17 protein-coding genes are annotated in these 19,553 nt (G+C 31.4%); 7 read left to right on the top strand and 10 right to left on the bottom strand.

Translation table 11 applies throughout. The features are described 5' to 3' along the window. Positions 1–150 precede the first annotated feature (150 nt). Positions 151–2,343: a DNA helicase RecQ gene (gene recQ, locus INR78_RS10080; protein WP_223076418.1), complete on the bottom strand. Its 2,193-nt coding sequence runs from the start codon at positions 2,341–2,343 to the stop codon at positions 151–153. Between the two features lie 160 nt (positions 2,344–2,503). On the opposite strand from recQ, the gene INR78_RS10075 reads away from it, so the two are divergent. The 5 genes from INR78_RS10075 to INR78_RS10055 all read left to right on the top strand — a co-directional run bounded on the left by INR78_RS10075 (position 2,504) and on the right by INR78_RS10055 (position 6,632). After that, complete coding sequence (locus INR78_RS10075) at positions 2,504–3,469, top strand: SIS domain-containing protein (RefSeq protein ID WP_223076417.1); 966 nt, start codon at positions 2,504–2,506, stop codon at positions 3,467–3,469. Continuing rightward, on the top strand, positions 3,469–4,305 hold the full coding sequence (gene tatC, locus INR78_RS10070) for a twin-arginine translocase subunit TatC (RefSeq protein WP_027880016.1): 837 nt from the start codon (positions 3,469–3,471) through the stop codon (positions 4,303–4,305). The genes INR78_RS10075 and tatC overlap by 1 nt, the downstream gene beginning before the upstream one ends. Next, positions 4,289–4,639, top strand: a complete 351-nt coding sequence (locus INR78_RS10065) for a carboxymuconolactone decarboxylase family protein (protein WP_027880017.1) — start codon at positions 4,289–4,291, stop codon at positions 4,637–4,639. Before tatC ends, INR78_RS10065 begins: the two co-directional genes overlap by 17 nt. Before the next feature lie 74 nt (positions 4,640–4,713). After that, on the top strand, positions 4,714–5,454 hold the full coding sequence (lptB, locus tag INR78_RS10060) for an LPS export ABC transporter ATP-binding protein (protein ID WP_027880018.1): 741 nt from the start codon (positions 4,714–4,716) through the stop codon (positions 5,452–5,454). A 230-nt stretch (positions 5,455–5,684) separates the two neighbouring features. Continuing rightward, a complete protein-coding gene (locus INR78_RS10055) occupies positions 5,685–6,632 on the top strand; it encodes a tetratricopeptide repeat protein (protein WP_223076416.1) in 948 nt (315 codons plus the stop codon). Between the two features lie 227 nt (positions 6,633–6,859). Here the strand turns inward: INR78_RS10055 and INR78_RS10050 are convergent, their stop codons facing one another. Together INR78_RS10050 and INR78_RS10045 are read right to left on the bottom strand one after the other, a co-directional pair. Further along, a complete protein-coding gene (locus INR78_RS10050; RefSeq protein ID WP_223076415.1) occupies positions 6,860–7,669 on the bottom strand; it encodes a TerC family protein in 810 nt (269 codons plus the stop codon). A gap of 8 nt (positions 7,670–7,677) precedes the next feature. Then, positions 7,678–8,427 (bottom strand): phosphatidylcholine/phosphatidylserine synthase, encoded by a 750-nt coding sequence (locus INR78_RS10045; RefSeq protein WP_223076414.1) that lies wholly within the window; start codon positions 8,425–8,427, stop codon positions 7,678–7,680. 206 nt (positions 8,428–8,633) lie between these two features. Between INR78_RS10045 and INR78_RS10040 the strand changes: the two genes are divergently transcribed. Continuing rightward, the gene (locus tag INR78_RS10040) at positions 8,634–9,620 is read left to right on the top strand and encodes a PorV/PorQ family protein (protein ID WP_223078057.1); all 987 of its coding nucleotides are present in this window, start codon (positions 8,634–8,636) and stop codon (positions 9,618–9,620) included. A gap of 9 nt (positions 9,621–9,629) precedes the next feature. Then, positions 9,630–10,781 carry a DUF4105 domain-containing protein gene (locus tag INR78_RS10035; RefSeq protein WP_223076413.1) on the top strand — a complete coding sequence of 384 codons (1,152 nt, stop codon included), beginning with the start codon at positions 9,630–9,632 and terminating at the stop codon, positions 10,779–10,781. An 83-nt stretch (positions 10,782–10,864) separates the two neighbouring features. Here the strand turns inward: INR78_RS10035 and INR78_RS10030 are convergent, their stop codons facing one another. From INR78_RS10030 to INR78_RS10000, 7 genes are all read right to left on the bottom strand, one after another. After that, the gene (locus INR78_RS10030) at positions 10,865–12,259 is read right to left on the bottom strand and encodes a sugar transferase (protein WP_223076412.1); all 1,395 of its coding nucleotides are present in this window, start codon (positions 12,257–12,259) and stop codon (positions 10,865–10,867) included. Positions 12,260–12,337: 78 nt separating this feature from the next. Further along, positions 12,338–13,345 carry a glycosyltransferase family 4 protein gene (locus INR78_RS10025; RefSeq protein ID WP_223076411.1) on the bottom strand — a complete coding sequence of 336 codons (1,008 nt, stop codon included), beginning with the start codon at positions 13,343–13,345 and terminating at the stop codon, positions 12,338–12,340. Then, positions 13,305–14,654, bottom strand: a complete 1,350-nt coding sequence (locus INR78_RS10020; RefSeq protein ID WP_223076410.1) for an O-antigen ligase — start codon at positions 14,652–14,654, stop codon at positions 13,305–13,307. Before INR78_RS10020 ends, INR78_RS10025 begins: the two co-directional genes overlap by 41 nt. After that, positions 14,654–15,733 (bottom strand): glycosyltransferase, encoded by a 1,080-nt coding sequence (locus INR78_RS10015; RefSeq protein ID WP_223076409.1) that lies wholly within the window; start codon positions 15,731–15,733, stop codon positions 14,654–14,656. Before INR78_RS10015 ends, INR78_RS10020 begins: the two co-directional genes overlap by 1 nt. A 183-nt stretch (positions 15,734–15,916) precedes the next feature. Beyond that, on the bottom strand, positions 15,917–17,023 hold the full coding sequence (locus INR78_RS10010; RefSeq protein WP_223076408.1) for a glycosyltransferase family 4 protein: 1,107 nt from the start codon (positions 17,021–17,023) through the stop codon (positions 15,917–15,919). After that, the gene (locus INR78_RS10005; RefSeq protein ID WP_223076407.1) at positions 17,020–18,015 is read right to left on the bottom strand and encodes a glycosyltransferase family 2 protein; all 996 of its coding nucleotides are present in this window, start codon (positions 18,013–18,015) and stop codon (positions 17,020–17,022) included. The genes INR78_RS10010 and INR78_RS10005 overlap by 4 nt, the downstream gene beginning before the upstream one ends. Position 18,016: 1 nt before the next feature. Continuing rightward, positions 18,017–19,552 (bottom strand): glycosyltransferase family 2 protein, encoded by a 1,536-nt coding sequence (locus INR78_RS10000; RefSeq protein ID WP_223076406.1) that lies wholly within the window; start codon positions 19,550–19,552, stop codon positions 18,017–18,019. Between the last annotated feature and the right edge of the window lies 1 nt (position 19,553).

Here is a 19,553-nt window from a genome sequence, read left to right as displayed (position 1 = left end):
TTACTAATTTGGAATTACTTTTTTGAAATGAATTTATACTTCAATTGAAACACGAATTTCACGAATTGGCACTAATATTTTTAAGAAATAAAATTAGTGCCGCTAACTGATAACTGCTAACTGCTAACTGCTAACTGCTAACTAAAAAAACTAATTAGCGACTTCACTAATAAATTTTATTCGGTATAAACGCAATTCTTCGTCGTCGTAATCGCCATCAAATTCGTCTAAAGCTACATCTATCTTATCGGTTTCAGTTTCCATAAAATAGTCGTGTAGTTCTTCTTGCTGGTCTTCATCTAAAATTTCATCTATCCAATAATCGATATTTAATTTGGTTCCAGAATAGACAATAGCTTCCATTTCTTTTATAAATGCTGGCATTTCCATGCCTTTTGCAGACGCTATATCTGTTAATGGTAGCTTTCTATCTACATTTTGAATAATGTATAATTTTATTCCGGAATTACTTCCTGTAGATTTTACAATCATATCATCTGGTCTTATGATATCATTATCTTCTACATATTTGGAGATAAGTTTTACAAAATCTTTACCGTATTTTTTTGCTTTACCTTCGCCAACACCATGCACGTTAGATAATTCTTCTATAGAAATCGGGTATTTAAGTGCCATATCTTCTAAAGAAGGATCTTGAAAAATAACAAATGGTGGTACACCTAATTTTTTAGCGTTTGTTTTACGCAGGTCTTTAAGCATTTTCATTAATTGCTCATCTACTACTGCTCCACTTCCTTTAGATGCTGTTATAACATTATCTGTGTTATCTTCACTAAAATCATGGTCCTTTGTCATCATAAAAGATGTTGGGTTACTTAAAAAGTTTTTTCCTTCATCTGTAAGTTTTATAACACCATAGGTTTCGATATCTTTTTTTAGTAATCCAGCGACTAGCATTTGTCGTGTTAATGCCATCCAGTAACTTTTTTCTGTGTCTTTACCTACACCAAAGAAAGGTTGTGTATCTGTTTTATGAGAATTAATTAAGGCATTAGATTTACCGACTATAACATTTACAAGTTCTTTAGACTTGTACTTTGCATTTGTTTTACTTACAACATCTAATATAATAGCGACATTGTCTTTTGCTTCTTCTTTTTCCTTTGGATGACGCATATTATCATCCATATCGCCTCCTTCTCCTGTTTCGTTATCAAATTCTTCTCCAAAATAATGAAGAATGAATTTTCTTCTAGACATAGATGTTTCTGCAAAAGCAACCACTTCTTGTAACAATGCATGACCAATTTCTTGCTCTGCTACTGGTTTACCAGACATAAACTTTTCTAATTTTTCTATGTCTTTATAAGAATAATAAGCCAAGCAATGTCCTTCGCCGCCATCTCTTCCTGCACGACCTGTTTCTTGATAATAGCTTTCTATACTTTTTGGTATATCATGGTGAATTACAAAACGCACGTCTGGTTTATCTATTCCCATACCAAATGCTATTGTAGCTACAACTACATCAATATCTTCCATTAAAAACATATCCTGGTGAGATGCTCTTTTTTTAGCATCTAAACCTGCATGATAGGGTACAGCCTTTATACCATTAACTTGTAGTACTTGCGCCAATTCTTCAACACGTTTTCTACTTAAACAGTAAACAATACCAGATTTACCTTCATGTTGTTTGATAAATCTAATGATGTCTGAATCTACATTTTTGGTTTTTGGACGTATTTCGTAATATAAATTAGGTCTATTAAAAGATGCTTTAAAAGTATTAGCATCTGTCATCCCTAAGTTTTTAAGAATATCTTCTTGCACCTTAGGTGTTGCTGTTGCCGTTAGACCTATAATAGGTATATTATCACCTATACGTTTTATAATGTTTCTTAGGTTACGGTATTCTGGCCTAAAGTCGTGTCCCCATTCGCTAATACAATGGGCTTCATCAACTGCCATAAAAGATATTTTTACAGATCGTAAAAACTCTACATACTCATCCTTTGTTAAAGATTCTGGAGCTACATAAAGCAATTTAGTTACACCGTTGGTAATATCTGCTTTTACTTGTTTTACTTCTGTTTTATTTAATGAAGAATTTAAAACGTGTGCAATACCATTTTCATTAGAGACACCTCTTATGGCATCTACTTGGTTTTTCATTAAAGCTATTAAAGGAGAAACTACTATTGCTGTACCTTCTTGCATTAATGCTGGTAGTTGGTAACATAAACTTTTACCACCACCAGTAGGCATAATCACAAAGGTATTGTTTTGATCTAATATACTTTTTATTACTTGCTCTTGTAAGCCTTTAAACTCACCAAAGCCAAAATATTTTTTTAATGCTGCATGCAAATCACTTTTCACTATACGAACGATTTGAAATTTTATTAATTAGTTACATTTAACACATAAAACAGCAAAATAATTTAAGAGTTTAAATATTTCACTAATGAAATAATCCCTAAATTTGCTGCTTTAAAATTAAAGATACTAAAATCTTTATAAACCAAAAAAATAAAATACTTTGAAAAATAATGCCTCCATATTAAAGAGTGCTAAAGAGACAATAGAATTAGAAGGACAAGCCATACTAAATTTAAAATCTTTATTAGACGATGATTTTGTTAACGCTACCCAATTAATCTACAACTCTAAAGGTCGTGTTATTATAACAGGCATAGGTAAAAGTGCTATTATAGCTACTAAAATTGTTGCTACATTAAACTCTACTGGCACACCAGCTGTGTTTATGCACGCTGCAGATGCTATACATGGTGACTTAGGTTTAATTTTAGAAGATGATGTTGTGATCTGCATTTCTAAAAGCGGAAATACTCCTGAAATTAAAGTTTTAGTTCCACTTATTAAGAACGCTAAAAATAAAATGATTGCCTTAACTGGTAATAAAGATTCTTTTTTAGGACAACATGCAGATTACGTGTTAAATTCTTACGTACAAAAAGAAGCATGTCCTAATAATTTAGCACCAACAACAAGTACTACAGCTCAATTAGTTTTAGGTGATGCGTTGGCTGTTACTTTATTAGAATTACGCGGATTTACTAGCCGAGATTTTGCAAAATACCATCCTGGTGGCGCTTTAGGTAAAAAATTATACTTGCGCGTACTTGATATTTCTTCTGTAAACGAAAAACCTCAAGTTACGTTAAATACAAGCATTAGAGATGTTATTGTTGAAATTTCTGAAAAACGTCTTGGTGTTACAGCTGTTGTAGAAGACAAAAAAATTGTGGGCATCATAACAGATGGAGATTTAAGACGTATGCTTAGTAAAGTAGACGATTTTTCTTCGCTTACAGCAAAAGATATTATGAGCAGCAACCCAAAACGTATATCAGAAGATGCTATGGCTATAGATGCTATGGAAGTACTTGAGGAGAATGGAATCTCTCAATTACTGGTTGAAAAAGAAGGTCATTACGCTGGTGTTGTACATTTACACGATTTAATAAAAGAAGGTATTATATAATGGCAAAAAAGGATGTAAACGAGATGTCTTTTTTAGATCATCTTGAAGATTTAAGATGGCATCTTATACGTATTGTTGGTGCCGTTATACTTTGTGGCACAGTCGCTTTTATCTTTAAGGGATTTATTTTTGACAATATCATTTTTGCGCCAAAAAAAATGGAATTCCCTACCTACCAATGGTTATGCGCTCTTGCAAACTTGGTTAGTGTAGAAGACTCTACTTTTTGTGGAGAATCTTTCCCGTTTATCATCCAAAACAGGACGATGGCTGGTCAGTTTTCTGCACACATATGGACGTCTATTTATGCAGGATTCATCATCGCTTTTCCTTATGTAATATATCAACTATGGAAGTTTATTAGTCCTGGACTTAATGATAATGAACGTAATACTTCAAGAGGATTTATTGTAGTTTCATCTTTATTATTCTTTTTAGGTGTTTTATTTGGGTATTATGTAATAACACCTTTATCTATAAACTTTTTAGGAACATATACTGTAAGTGCAGAAGTATCTAACGAGATTGACATTTCATCTTACATAAGTTTAGTAAGAGCATCTGTAATTGCATCAGGGATTATTTTTGAACTACCTATTTTAATTTACTTTTTAACCAAATTAGGTTTAGTAACTCCAGAAATTTTACGCAAATACCGAAAGTTTGCGCTGGTTATTGTTTTAATTATTTCAGCAGTAATCACTCCGCCAGATATAGCTAGTCAAATAATAGTAGCTATTCCGGTAATAATTTTATATGAAATTAGTATTCATATTTCAAGAATTGTATTAAAAAGAGAAAGAAAAAAAACCAAATCACATGTCAGATCTAGTTAAAGAATTTAATGATTACAGAGCCAAGATGAACGATAAAATTCTTGGTGATAATAACAAAATTATAAAACGTATTTTTAACTTAGACACCAATGCTTTTGCGGCAGGTGCATTAGACGTAAAAACTAAAGAGCTACTTGGTTTAGTTGCCTCTACAGTATTACGTTGTGACGATTGCGTAAAATACCATTTAGAGTCTTGTTATAAAGAAGGTGTAACAAAAGAAGAAGTAATGGAAACCTTAAGTATTGGTACACTAATTGGCGGTACAATAGTAATTCCTCACTTACGTCGTGCTTACGAGTATTGGGAAGAACTTGAAAACCAAAAGGGTTAAACTTTATATAAAATAAAAGTGACGCTTTAATAGTTATATTGAAATGACTATTTTTAGCAAAATTAAATCAACAGATGAAGCTTAGAGCCGAACATTTAATGAAGTCCTACAACGGACGAAAAGTAGTAAAAGACGTATCCCTTGAAGTAAATCAAGGTGAAATTGTTGGGCTTTTAGGACCTAATGGTGCAGGTAAAACAACGTCTTTTTACATGATTGTTGGTTTAATTAAACCTAATGGCGGAAATATTTTTTTAGACAATACTAATATTACCAATTACCCAATGTACAAACGTGCACAAAATGGTATTGGTTACTTAGCCCAAGAAGCTTCTGTATTTAGAAAATTAAGTATTGAAGAAAATATTTTAAGCGTATTACAGCTAACTAAACTTAGTAAAAAAGAACAATTAATGCGTATGGAAGCGTTAATTGAAGAGTTTAGTTTAGGTCACATACGTAAAAATCGTGGAGACTTATTATCTGGTGGAGAGCGACGTCGTACTGAAATTGCGCGCGCGTTGGCAACAAACCCAAGTTTTATTTTATTAGATGAGCCTTTTGCTGGTGTAGATCCTGTTGCTGTAGAAGACATACAACGTATTGTAGCACAGTTAACTAAAAAGAATATTGGCATCTTAATTACAGACCATAACGTACAAGAAACGTTAGCCATTACAGATCGTACATACCTAATGTTTGAAGGTAGTATACTTAAAGCTGGTGAACCAGAAGAATTAGCTAATGATGAAATGGTACGTAAAGTATACCTAGGTCAAAACTTCGAGTTACGTAAAAAGAAAATACGCGAGTAGGTTTTTCAGCTTTCAGTGGGCAGTTTTTTGTCTAGAGTATTCAACAAGCAGTGACTTAAGATTTAAAGGTTTAAATCAGTTCGAGTGTTTTACGAGGAACGAGTAAAATGTATCGAGAACTCTTTTAACCACAAAAAACATTGTAATTATTTCTTGCTGAGTAAGATATATCTAAGCGTTGGCAGTAATAGTCAAAAATTCCGTAATCATTTGAACATATAGTTCTAATTATGAAAAACATTCTATTTATACTAACTATTTTTTTTATTCCAATTGGAATTTTACTCAAGCTATATGACATAGTTGGTGGAAATATTCTGTTGACTCTAGGCTTTCTAGGATTATTAATTTTTTATGTAAATGAGACAATTAGTGCATTTCAACATAAAGTTTCGAAAAAAATTATTGTACTAAACATCTTATTAATTTTAATGTCTTTTTGCTTATTTACAAAGTATCTCTATCATATTTTTGGAGATTATCCAACATTAATCATTCTACCAGTTTTCATAATTTCTGCTCTGGTTTATCTAATTACCGAAAGAGAAAAGCAAACAAAATTGACAATTGTCACATTACTGTATTTAATATTGACAATTCCTCTATTCGGTTTTGAATTTAACGAATCACCAAGACGTTACATTCCTCAATCTTGGTATGATAGATATGGAAAACCTAAAAGTTATGTAAAACCAATACCGTTCGACTTTAAACTTAGAGAAACCAAGGAACTTAATGAAAAAGGAAATAAATTAAAAAAACAAGGACTTTATAATGAAGCAATAAAAGTATATCAGGAAGGAAGAAAACTAGAACCTAAGAATGTTAGCTTGCTATTTGAATTATCAGAAGCTTATGCTAATGTGAATGAACTAGAAACTGCAATTGCCCTTATAGATACAGCTATAAGTATCAACCCAAATTATCCTGAATTTTATAATAATCGTGGTCTATTATATTACAAAATAAAGAAAGATAAAGAAGCAATAAAAAATTATAAACAAGGTATCAAATTGGATTCCACTCAATGGTCATTTTATGCAAATTTAGCTATGGTCTATTATTACCAAGATTCATTTAAAACTGCTTGTGAGAATATTGAAAAAGCAGAGTCGCTCGGACTGGAAATAACTGATTTTGATCTACTAAGAGAAATAAAGAATGAATATTGTGAATAAAATACAGCTACCAACAACGTATAAAATCCATTGCTAGTGAAAACCTATTTATGAAAATCCTCGAGGGTTTTCTATTCGGTTTTTATTTGCAAAATTAAGTGCTAAACCACTTAACGTATTATATACAAAGACCCTTCCCTAAGCCTCTCTTTGCAATTTAAAACACGACATTTGTAATAATTCGAGACATTCGTGTCAAAAAACCACAAAATCTCAAATCGTAAATATTACTCTCTATGCGCTTTAGTTTTCTCTGCTAACAATTTCTTTTGATAGCGTCCTTGTACTATATCTACAATAACTAAAACAGCGATAACAAAGTAGAATGTAGTATTACTCATTGGTGTAATTTCATTACCAAAAAATTTGATATGTGCTAGATGCCCACCTTCTGTCACTAGCATTATACCTACAATAAAAAGGATAAATAGACCTAAAACTTCATACATTCTATTTTTAGATAAAAATGTTGAAATTCTATCTGCTAACAATAACATTAATAAACCGCTACATACAATAGCAATTGCCATAATTATAAAAGCTGTTGTAGAGCTTTCAATATCACTAGTTAAGCCTATTGCTGCCAAAATAGAATCAAAAGAAAACACCAAATTCATAATAACAATACTAACAACTACTGCGTTAGCACTTTTAAAACCTTTGGTTTCTTTTTCTAAGGTTTCATGTATGTCTGGTGTACCAATCATATGCCAAATTTCTTTAATAGCAGTATAAATGATAAACCCGCCACCTGCAAGAACAATTAAACTGTGACCGTTAAATGCAAAATCTACTACATCATCTACACTTCCTGTTAAAAAAGAAAATGGCTCTTTAAAAAAACCAATAATAGATACTAACACAAATAACAGCACTATTCTTAAAGCTATAGCAATCAAAATACCAACTTTTCTAACGCGCTTTTGAGAGTCTTTTGGTGCTTTTTTAGACTCTAAAGAGATGTAAAGTAAATTGTCAAAACCTAAAACTGCTTGTAACATTATAAGCATTAGAAGGGTAAAAATGTTTTCTAACATAATAGTTATTAATTGATATTATTAAATAATGATAATAAAATGTAAAGTAAGATAACTAAAGGGATTGCTGCAAATTGTAAAACTATTAGTAATACAACACTAAGTATTAAAAAAATGTAACGCACAGCATTGGTTTTAAAACCGTAACTTTTAAATTTTAAAGCAAACAGTTTAATTGGCGAATTCAATAAATAAGTACTTAACAAAGTTAAAACCACCAAAAACCAAGGGTTTAAAATAGTCGCATTTATCAAATCGTTATTCTGAAATTCTAAAATTAAAGGTAAAGACAATACCAACAAAGCATTAGCTGGTGTTGGTAAACCTTTAAAATAGGTTTGTTGGTCTTCGTCTATGTTAAAACGTGCCAATCTGTAGGCTGAAGACAACGTAATTAGTAACCCTAAAAAAGGCAAAAAGCTAACATTAACGCCAGACCAATATAAACTATCAGACCAATCATCAGTTATAGTTATTCCATTTGTATTAGTTGCTAATTCTAACAGTTTATACATAATTAAACCTGGCACCAAACCACTAGTAACCATATCTGCTAAACTATCTAATTGTATTCCTAACTCACTTTGTACGTTTAATTTTCTTGCTAAAAGCCCATCAAAAAAATCAAAAAATATACCTAAAAAAACAAAAATTGCTGCTAATGTAAAGTGATTATTTACAACAAAAACCACAGCTATACTTCCACATAAAAGATTAAGAAGTGTGACAAAATTAGGAATAAAGGCTTTAATATTCATGCATTAGTTTTTTGTAAAAATAGTAAAGAATTTTGGTCTAAAACAACTTACAAACAATATACTATTAAAATTGAAGTTTAATATGTAGAAAAAATATAGCATCTTTGTAAAAAAAATTGAAATTGAGATTACTTTTAGCTTCTCTTATATTATTGGTGTTCATCCCATTAAACGCACAAACCACCCGTAAATATTCTAACGAATTTATGAATATAGGTGTAGATGCTGCTGCTTTGGGACAAAGTAACGCTGTAGTAGCAAGATCTAACGATGTAAATGCAGGTTACTGGAATCCTGCTGGATTAATCAATTTAGAAGACAATCAATTAGCTTTAATGCACTCTAGTTACTTTGCTAACATTGCAAATTATGACTATGCCGGTTTTGCTATGCCTTTAGATGATAATAGCGCTTTTGGAGTGTCTTTAATTAGATTTGCGGTAGACGACATTTTAGATACTACTCAGTTAATTGACGAGCAAGGTAATGTAAATTACGATCGTATTAGCCTCTTCTCTACTGCAGATTATGGATTAACAATATCTTATTCAAGAAATTTACCTATACAAGGATTAAGCTATGGCGTAAATGCTAAAATTATACGCCGTATTATTGGGGATTTTGCTTCAAGTTGGGGCGTAGGTCTTGATGCTGCTATTCAATTTGAAACAGATAACAATTGGAAGTTTGGTGTTATGGCAAGAGACATCACAACAACCTACAACTCATGGTCAATTAACGAAGAAGAATTTGCCAAAGTACAGAATGCTGTTGAAGGTCAAAACCAAGAATTACCAGAAACTACCGAAATTACAATACCTAAACTACAAATTGGTGTTGCAAAACTATACCGCTTTCACTACGATTATACATTAGAAGCAGAAATAGATTTAAATGTAAGATTTGAACAAAATAATGATGTTATCTCTACCTCTTTTGCTAGCATTAACCCTGCATTTGGGTTTGAGTTTGGATATATTGACATGATATATCTTCGTGGCGGAATGGGTAATTTTCAAAATGAATTACAGATAGATAATTCAGAGCAATTAACTTTCCAGCCTACTTTTGGAGTTGGGTTTAAATACAACGGTATACAAGTAGATTATGCGTTTACAGATATTGGTGACCAAAGTGTAGCATTATATTCTAACGTATTTTCTTTAAAATTAGATTTTAGTATCTTTAGATAACCCTATCTTATGAAACTACTTTTACGCTTCCTTTTTCTACTTTGTGTTACAGTTGCTTTTTCACAAAAAAACATCCCTAACAACACACAAATTAGTGTTTTAACCATTGGTCCTGGTAACAACCTTAATGATGCGTTTGGTCATAGTGGTATTAGACTAAAAACAAGTTACAGCGATATTGTATACGACTTTGGTCGTTATAATTTTGAAGACCCAAACTTTTACCTAAACTTCGCTAGAGGAAAACTTAACTACTTACAAGGTAAAGCTAATTACAATAACTTAGTTAATTTTTACAAACAACAAAACAGAAGTATTAAAGAACAAATTCTTAATCTTTCTGCTGAAGAAAAGCAAAGCGTTTATACATTTTTAGAAACTAATTACGCAAAAAATCAAGGGGCTTATTTATATGATTTTTTCTATGATAATTGTGCTACAAAAATTAGAGATGTTATAGAAAATGCTACTAACGGAAATATTGACTACCAATTACCGGGAAATTACGAAGACAAAACCTTCCGCACATTAATTCAAGATGAATTGCATCCTAACGCTTGGGGAAGCTTAGGAATAGATATTGCATTAGGAGCTATTATAGACCGAACAGCAACACCAAGAGAGCACATGTTTTTACCTAAAAACATACATGCATTTTACAGTAAGGCTACAATAAATAATAGACAATTGGTTAGTAATAGTAAAACAATTATTAATTCTGATACTAAATTTAAAAACGGAACTTTTTTATTAAGTCCAATTTTTGTTTTAAGTCTTATTGCTATATTAATCATCTATATAACCTTTAACGATCATAAAAAACAGCGCAGAACAAAAGGGTTAGATGCTTTTATACAGTTAATTTTAGGTATAATAGGCATACTTTTAACTTTACTATGGTTCGGTACAGATCATACCGCTACGGGTTACAACTATAACTTATTATGGGCTTTCCCTTTAAGTTTAGTTATGGTAATCCAAGCTTATAAAGCAAAACCAAAAAAATGGTTTATTGGATATATTAAGTTTTGCGTATTAATGCTATGCTTGCTTACTGTACATTGGATTAGTGGTGTACAACAATTTGCTCCAACTTTAATTCCGCTTTTAATTGCGCTATTCGTACGATACATATTTCTATTGAAGTTTTTAAAGAAATAGTAGTTCTCGATAAATTTTACTCTTACCTCGAAAAATACTCGAACTTACTAGAACATTAAACCTTAAAAAATTTAAACTTAGATTTACTGTCCTCTAAAGAAAATAACAGTACTTAAGGTTTTAATGATAATATTTATATCTAACATAAAACTACGATGTTTAATGTAAAACAAATCATACTGTAGTTTTAACAAACTGTCATCTACACTAGATCCATAACGTGCTTTAACCTGAGCCCAACCTGTTAGTCCTGGTTTTACAATATGTCTAGTTTCGTAAAAAGGAATGACTTGAGACAACTCTTTAACAAAAACAGGTCGTTCTGGTCTTGGTCCTATCAAACTCATATCGCCTTTTAAGATATTTATAAATTGTGGAATTTCATCTAAACGAGACGTACGTAAAAAGCGTCCAAAAGGCGTGACACGACTATCATTTTTACTAGCCCAAACTGCTCCTGCAGATTCGGCGTTTTTCACCATACTTCTGTATTTATATATAGTAAAAGGTTTTCCGTTTTTACCTACGCGCTCTTGTGTATAAAACAGTTTACCTCTATTACCAAGTGCGTTTCCTATTAAATTTAAAGGTAAGAACAAAACTCCTATAGCCAATCCTATTACAGATAAAATTATATCTAATAATCGTCTATAAGCAAGGTAAAATTTGTTTTTATTATTTCTACTAAAAGGAAAGTATTTATAAAAGTCTTTACCTACAAATTGCACAGGGACACGATAGGTAATATCCTCATAAACTTGTGTGTACTCTTTAATTGGAAAGCCTTTTTCAAGCAAAGACATAAGCTCTGAATATATCGTTGGCGTTATATTTTCTGAATTATAACTTGCAACTACAATTTCAGAAATTCCTTCATCTTTAATCACCTTTCTAATTTGCTTAGAGCTAAATTCTTTAACTGCAGTAAACTTAACTGCATCTTTTTTATCACTCTCGCAATTTATATAACCTACAATAACATAATTTGGATCTGCTTCATTAAAAGCCTTAACAATACTTTTAATATTAGAGGTTTCTCCTATTAGTAATACACGCTTATAAAAACGTGGTGAAGAAATAAAGGTAATATAAGCCCAACGCCAAACAAACAAACCTAATAAAATAGCAATATAAAAATAGATAATTTGCAATCTATTGTCTGGTAAAGACGGTGTATAAAAAGGTGTTAATAAATAAAATAATACGGTTATCGAAGTGGTTAAAATAATAGTGCTTACCACAGTTTCCATTCGGCTAGATTTTTGTAAATCGTACAGTTCTAAAACTGTTCCAAAAACAGATATATAAAGTGCGAGCACAAAAATCCATGCCCAATGCTCTTTATTTACCAAAAAATAATCAAAATTAAATATAGTACTCACCAAGTACAAAGAGCCACCTATAGAAAGCAAGTCGAAAATACGTAGTAGAATTTTACGCTCAGAAATTTCAAAATGTATGCCACTTGTATTATCCATTGGCTATTGGTTGGAAGAATTTTACCAAAGATAAAAACATAAAAATTTTAAACAAGTGTATCGACAAATTTATAATTATCATTTTAAGACAGATAACCATAATTGTTGTATGGTAGACCAATCATAACTTTCGGCTTTTACCCTAGCTTGTTTTGTAATGGTTGATAATAATATAGAATCGTCTTTAAGTTGTTGTATAGCGCTTACAAAACCTTCAACTTGTCTTGATTTTACTAATAAACCATCTTTTTGGTGATGAATTAAAAATGACAATCCACCAACATCTGTAGAAATAACCGGTAATCCTAACGCCATAGCTTCTATAACGCTTACTGGCATATTATCAAAGTCAGTTGTATTTATAAATATATTATAATCTTTAGATAGTAAAATCCACTCACATTTGGTTAAACCACCTGTAAAGGTAACATCTAAGCTCTTAGATTTAGCGTAAGCTTTGGTCGTCTCTAAACTGCCATCCTTTTCAGGTCCTACCATACATAAAGAGACATTATACCCTTTTGCTTTCAAAGTCTCTAAAATATCTATAGCTAAAGTAGGGTTATAAATTTTAGAGAAAGAACGTACCCAAAGTAGTTTTACCTCATCTATAACTCGAGTATTAAACTCATATTGACTAATATCAATACTATTTGGTATGACTTTGCATGTATAACCTTTAGTTTCAAAATGATGCTTTATATACTCTGAAGGTGATACATTAATGTAAGAATACTTAAATATTAGTTGGCTAAGCTTAGGGTTATTTGACAAACGGTTAGGCAAGTTTCCACCGTGTAAAATAGGTATATATTTCAACTTTAAAAGACGACACAGCAGACTAACAGCTAAAGCAAAATAAAAATTTAAAGTACTATAAGTATCAATTAGTACATAATTAGCTGTTTTACGCTGTTTAAAAACGGTTCGTAACATGTCTAATAAACGTAAAAAAATATTACTTTTAGAAGACGCATAAGTCACTTTATAACCTAAATCTTCAAAATGAAGACCCAAGGTATCAATAGTAGACACTGTATTTCCTTTATGCGCTAACTTGTTTCCTATATAAACGAGATGAGTCATCTTTAATATGAATTAAACTTAAAGCATATATAAACGCTGGTGCTGCAATACGCATGGAAGAATGGTTTATGGTTAAAAACCAAAACAGATAAAAAGAAAAAAAGAGAACGTTGCTTCTGTCTTTCAGCCTAAAAAATAAAGGAACTAAAAGTAAGATACTAAACGCCATTACGCCTAGAATTCCATGTTCAGATATAATACGGCTCATTTCATTGTGTGAGGCAGCGTGTATACCTGTTTCTTGAAATCGTAAATCTTTAATACGTCCTACACCAACACCTATAAAAGGGTGTTCTAAAAACTCTTCAAACTCAGCTAAAAACAAATCAGTACGCCCTGTAGTAATATCTTCTTTTTCTACTCCTAAAGCATTTTGATTGGCGTAACGCTTTTCAATCATTCCATTAGTCTGTATGGTAGAGATAATCCAAGTTGCAGCACCTAGGATCAAAAAAACTATTACAGAAGATAGCATTCTAGCTTTATTAACCTTATCCATACTTTTATATTGAATAAATATAAAAGCTACTATCATTATTATAGCTGTAAATACTCCTCCACGACTAAAAGTAACTATAGCTCTAAAAGCAAAAAGTAAAATAAATAATAAATCTAGATACTTTACTAATTTTGATTTAGAAAAATAAAAAAAACGAACCGTAAATAGAAAAAAGCCTAAACCTAATACAGTAGATACTTGATTAGGACCAAATCCTCCTGATGCAGCAAAATTAGATCCTGTACTTGTAGCTACTTCAGAAACATTTGGATTATAAACAATAATATATACTAAAGTACTAACCAAAGGAAATATCATTTGATTAATAATACTATTTAATTGAAGTTTAGTAAGTTTAATTTTATAACAAAATAACGCTGCAACACCTAAAGTTACTGGCCCACTTAAATTAAAAGCTATAGCCTTTCTAATATTAGTACTTACATCAAGCACATACAAAGAGACATAAACACTTGGTACTAATAATAGTATATAAAGAAGATAAGAACTTGCTTTAAAATGAAATCCTCTGTAAAAAAGTCCCATTACACAAAAAACAATCACAAGATATTTGCTAGACTCATAAAACAACCCACTACCTGTCATCCTTAAAATAACCTCAGCACCCAAAACATATGCACAAGCTTTAATAATCTCAAAAGCTTTTAAATTTGGTTTCGCGCTAATAATTTTAAAGAAGAAATAAGCAACTAACCCATAAAAATAGATGTCACCAAAAGATCTGAAGAAAAACACCAACAAACCTAAAACCACATGTAGTCCTAATATATTTAAATACTGTTTATCCATTAATGAGATACAAAGTTAGAATATATACCTTTAATAGTTGAAATAACAGTCTTTTTTGAAAAATTATTGTCTATATGTTGGCGTAAAGCATTCCCAAACAACTCTTGTTTTAAAGGATTATCAATATAATAGTCTAGAGCGCGCCTTAGTGACTCTGGATCACTAGACGGTATTAACAGTCCGGTTTGTTTATCTATGATTACTTCTTTACATTGTCCTACATTAGTAGCTATAGTAGGCAAACCTGCTAAACCATATTCTAATAAGGCTAGCGGTAAACCTTCAGATTTTGAAGATAGCACACCTATATCACAATGCTTTAAAATAGTCGAAGTATCAGAGCAACTTCCATAAAAAAACACCTGATTTGATAATTTTAAATCTACTATATGTTGTTTAACAGTGTTTGAGTAATCATCTTCAAAATCTTTACCCACCAAATGCAAAGTCCAATCTTGGTGTTGATGACTTATTGCTTTAAAAGCATTTAATAAATTAATATGATCTTTTTCTTCTCTTAAATTCGCTAAACAAACAATCCTTCTACCTTTAAACCCTCTTAATTTTGTAATTAATTTTTCTTCCTCTGCGATGGAAAAATTGGGTAAATAAGTAACGGATTTGATTAATAATTCTTTTCGAGCCCAAGAAGCCAATAACTCATTAACACTAAAAACATAAGAAAAAAAATAGGAACAAAACTTTAATGTTTTTATCTGAAACTTATTAGAATTGGGCCTATTCCCGTAATGATCATGCCAAATAATTTTAATTTTTGGATAAAGTAATTTAACTAATGTAGCTGTAAAGAAAGAACTAGAATGGGCATGTATAATATCGATTTGTTCTTGTTTAATAAAACTTTTAAGCTTTATAATTGCTTTTAAATCAAATGTTCGTTTCTTGTTTAAAAACAAATAACCAACCTTTAGGTCTAATGATGTTTTAAGGATACCTTCTTGTCTTGTACTACATAGATAAGATTTAGAAATTTCAGCCGATAAAGCATTAGCAATATTTACAGCAACACGCTCTGCGCCTCCTGATTCCAAACTATCTATAAGTTGTAATACTTTCATTTTTCTAATTACTGTTCATCACTTTAACCATACAACTTCTTACTTCTATTATCTACCAGCTACCTACCAAACTGCTTACTGCTGACTAGATACTTTCACCTCTTGTCTCTTGTCTCTTGGTTCTTGATTCTTGTTTATTTCCTCTTATCTCTATTCTCTATTTTCTTTTTTCTTAAAACAAAGCTAAATCAAATCCCTAATTTCCTTTTCAAAACGATCCAAAGTATATGCTTGCGACCATTCTAAAGCTTTTATTGACATCGACTTAAAGTTTGCTTCAGCATAGCTATTAAAAACTTTAACTGCTTGATCTAAATCTGCCTCTACAAGTATACCTCGTTGTCCATGACCTAACATAGTTGGAACGCAAGAAACTCGCGTAGATAAAGGAATGACTCCAAAAAACATCGCTTCTGCAACCACTTTAGGCCAACCTTCAGATTTTGACGCTAAAATTAAAAAATGGGATGTTTCATAGTAGGTTTTTATAACATCTTTAGGCTGATTACCATGTAAAATAATATAAGCTTCTAATTGATGTGATTTAATATAGCTTTCTAGTTTTGGTCTCAATACCCCATCACCAAATAAATGTAACCGTACTTGTTTTCCTTGTTTTAGCAATTGTTCTATCAACTGAATAGCAAACAAAGGACGCTTCCCTTCGACTAAACTACCTACAAACATAAACTCTAAAGTACCACTATAGCCTCTTACTTTTAAGGGTTCTTTTTCTGCTTCGGTAAAAGTAGCTGTAAAAAACGATTTAATATTTTTAGTTTGATTAGGCCAATCACCATAAACTAAAGCAGTCATATTTTTAGTTAAAAAAGTATTAGATAATAACCATTTTTGTAAACGATAACTTAAGGGTTGTTTAGATTTTGGATCCCAATTACCTGCATACTTAGCGGTTTTTATTGTCTTAGGAAAAAACAACTGAACCAAACAACCTAATAAACCTATATTACCAGGACAGCGTAGATGAATATGATCTGCTTGCTGACAAACTTTATACAATGTAAACAAAATTAAAGGCAAAGACACTAAAGACTTTAAAGCTCTTGAAAAATTAATAAAAGCTATTTCAGGAATTGCTTTATGTGTAATCTGCTCATGTTGATAAGCCATATCTATTGCAGACGGTTTTACCCGTTGTAAAGGAGAAACGATAGTTACTTCATCTACGTATTTTAACCAAATATTCATCTCTCGTACATAAGGCGTATAACCATACCATTTTTGGTTTTGGTAGATATGAGGAACATGTGTTATGATTAAAAAATTCATCGGTTGACTTTTGGCGGATTAAAGATAATAGAAAACCAACCAACAACACGTCCTAAGCTTTCGGTTAATGCTTTTTGTCGGTCTTTGGTAGTAATGATATTACTCATTCTTATCAATGTTAACAACAAAGACGTTGCATGAAATTTAAACCTTGCTTTCAAACTCGGATTTTGGTATTTAACACGCCATACATACCAGCCATTTCTTAATACCATTTTACCGTATTTAAATTGGTTTGGTCGTCCTGAAGCGTCATGATAATGCGCTAAGCGCGCATTGGTATTAATATACAAATAGCCTTTTTTAGCTAGTCGTAATGAGAAATCGGCATCTTCATAAAGTCCATATCCTACAAAATAATCAGAAAACTTATGCGTATTAAACACTTCTTTTTTATAACTAGACACACCTCCCATAATCTGTTCTACTTGATATATTTTTCCCGACGGTGGTAAAAAACTAACTGATCGACCATGAGAAAATGTAGGCATATAACCTGGTGTTACATCTGGTAACAAACCAAAGAGTTTTCTTAACTTAAATCGAGAGGGTTCATTTCGCATGTAACCTTCAAAATAAAACTGATCTTTTTTGTGCTTACCATCAGAGACTTCCCACTGCACCTCATTAGTAATATAACCACCTACTGCTAAAGCATTAGGATAAGTGGTGTAGGTTGATAATAGCTCTTTAAAATAATCTGGTTCTAAAACAACATCGTCATCCAAAAAACAAACCACATCTATAGTGTCTCCTACTTGATTAATCCCAAAATTACGTTGTTTGGTTAAACCTTTATCTTTGTCTTCAACCTTAAAATAACGCAGGTGTTTAAATAATGGCTTCTCAAAAATTTTATGAGTTTCATCATCTATAGAGCCATCAATAATTAAAATTTCATCTGGATATAGACTTTGTGTTCTTACCGATTGCAAAAGGGTAAGTAAGGCTTGAGGACGCATGTAAGTGCAGATTATGAGACTAAAACGCATACTAACGATATCTTGTTCCTAATTTAATTAAAGCCTTACCATAGGTCAAAGATTTAGAAAACTGAAGTTGTTTTAAAGGCAACTTAACTAGACGCAAGGGTAAAGACCCTAAATTTCTTTTAAATAAATATAAAAAGAAATGCTTTACACGCCACTCCTTAATCTGCGAAGAAGTATAATGTTTTAGTACTCCATAGGTAATTGTAGGGCTTGGTACAGGTCTTATGTTTTTAACAGGGTTATCTAACTCCCATGGTTGTGATTTTCTCTTTTTCCCTTTCTTTTTTGCCTCATTACCCCACCATCTATAACCACCTTGTGGAGGTTTTAAATGTAAATTAGGTGAATATGGATTGTGTAATAAAACGTAACCTGCTTGTAAAATTCTTAATCCAAAATCAGAGTCTTCACCATAACCACCGTCAAAATTAATATCGTTACCTATTAGTTTTTTCACAAGATCTCTATGTACACAAGAATTTGCGTTACTAAACATAGAGGATACTCCAACACGCCATCTCCTATTCTCCATTTTTGCTAACTTATGTTCTAAATCTGATAAATCTTGATTCACATGATCTGCCATAATATCCAAACCATTGCATGCTTTTGCATTATAGGTTTGTAACAAACGTAGATGATTTTCTACAAAATCGTCTTGAATTCTAACATCGTCATCTGCAAAAATAATATAATCGCCAGTACATAAATCAATAGCTTCATTTCTTGCTCTACAACTTCCTTTAGACGTTTGCCATTTTACAACAACATCAAAAGGAAAATCTTCATTTCTGTAATATTTATCGTCTCTATCTTCTTCTGGTGTTGCATCAACAATTATAGCTTCTTTAATTAAATAGGTTTGCTTTTTATGGTCTTCTAACAAAAACTGAGTATATTCTTGTCTTCTCATAGTAGGTATGACCAAACTAACAGTAGGTGTTCCTTTGATAGGTTGTAACTCCCTTGGGAGTATCTTTTTCTCAATTCGTTTTTTAGTTTGCTTTCTTGTCTGCAAATAAGCTTTAAGCTCTTTAGGGAAAGCCCACAATCCCTTTCTTAATAACATATACAAAGCATGGTGAGATTTAAAATTTTTGAAAAAGAATGTGTATCTATCTTTAGTAGAAATTTTAATGGTAGTGTCTCCTGAAGCATACAGATTTTGAATAAAAAGAGGAACTCCATGTTGATTTCTTAACATATTATAACCTAAATCCAAACCTGCAACTAAACTTGATTGATACTGATGATCTACGCTATTTATTTGATTCCAAACAGATTCCCTCACAACAAATGCATTAATATTTAAACGCCAACTTACACAATGTTCTTGATTTTCAATTTCATTTAAAAACCACCAATATACAGCTGTTTGATATTTTATATCTTGAAAACAATTAGCAAAACCTTGGCTTAAAGAACTATGCCATAAATCTCCTGGTCCTTCTGCTAAATCATCTAACTTATCTAAATTAGGGTTGCCAACATATAACAATACTTCATTATTTGAAGTGATGTATTTTTTAAACTTCATA

It is taken from the genome of Mesoflavibacter sp. SCSIO 43206, from assembly GCF_019904215.1.
In the GTDB taxonomy this organism is placed as follows: Bacteria; Bacteroidota; Bacteroidia; order Flavobacteriales; family Flavobacteriaceae; genus Mesoflavibacter; species Mesoflavibacter zeaxanthinifaciens.
This window is presented reverse-complemented; position numbering and strand designations above follow the sequence as displayed.

What these genes read in the sequence shown, in the direction of transcription:
- tatC (WP_027880016.1), top strand. Translation starts at nt 3,469, where the DNA reads ATGGCAAAAAAGGATGTAAACGAGATGTCTTTTTTAGATCATCTTGAA.
- INR78_RS10065 (WP_027880017.1), top strand. Translation starts at nt 4,289, where the DNA reads ATGTCAGATCTAGTTAAAGAATTTAATGATTACAGAGCCAAGATGAAC.
- lptB (WP_027880018.1), top strand. Translation starts at nt 4,714, where the DNA reads ATGAAGCTTAGAGCCGAACATTTAATGAAGTCCTACAACGGACGAAAA.
- INR78_RS10055 (WP_223076416.1), top strand. Translation starts at nt 5,685, where the DNA reads ATGAAAAACATTCTATTTATACTAACTATTTTTTTTATTCCAATTGGA.
- INR78_RS10050 (WP_223076415.1), bottom strand. Translation starts at nt 7,669, where the DNA reads ATGTTAGAAAACATTTTTACCCTTCTAATGCTTATAATGTTACAAGCA.
- INR78_RS10045 (WP_223076414.1), bottom strand. Translation starts at nt 8,427, where the DNA reads ATGAATATTAAAGCCTTTATTCCTAATTTTGTCACACTTCTTAATCTT.
- INR78_RS10040 (WP_223078057.1), top strand. Translation starts at nt 8,634, where the DNA reads ATGAATATAGGTGTAGATGCTGCTGCTTTGGGACAAAGTAACGCTGTA.
- INR78_RS10035 (WP_223076413.1), top strand. Translation starts at nt 9,630, where the DNA reads ATGAAACTACTTTTACGCTTCCTTTTTCTACTTTGTGTTACAGTTGCT.
- INR78_RS10030 (WP_223076412.1), bottom strand. Translation starts at nt 12,259, where the DNA reads ATGGATAATACAAGTGGCATACATTTTGAAATTTCTGAGCGTAAAATT.
- INR78_RS10025 (WP_223076411.1), bottom strand. Translation starts at nt 13,345, where the DNA reads ATGACTCATCTCGTTTATATAGGAAACAAGTTAGCGCATAAAGGAAAT.
- INR78_RS10020 (WP_223076410.1), bottom strand. Translation starts at nt 14,654, where the DNA reads ATGGATAAACAGTATTTAAATATATTAGGACTACATGTGGTTTTAGGT.
- INR78_RS10015 (WP_223076409.1), bottom strand. Translation starts at nt 15,733, where the DNA reads ATGAAAGTATTACAACTTATAGATAGTTTGGAATCAGGAGGCGCAGAG.
- INR78_RS10010 (WP_223076408.1), bottom strand. Translation starts at nt 17,023, where the DNA reads ATGAATTTTTTAATCATAACACATGTTCCTCATATCTACCAAAACCAA.
- INR78_RS10005 (WP_223076407.1), bottom strand. Translation starts at nt 18,015, where the DNA reads ATGCGTTTTAGTCTCATAATCTGCACTTACATGCGTCCTCAAGCCTTA.
- INR78_RS10000 (WP_223076406.1), bottom strand. Translation starts at nt 19,552, where the DNA reads ATGAAGTTTAAAAAATACATCACTTCAAATAATGAAGTATTGTTATAT.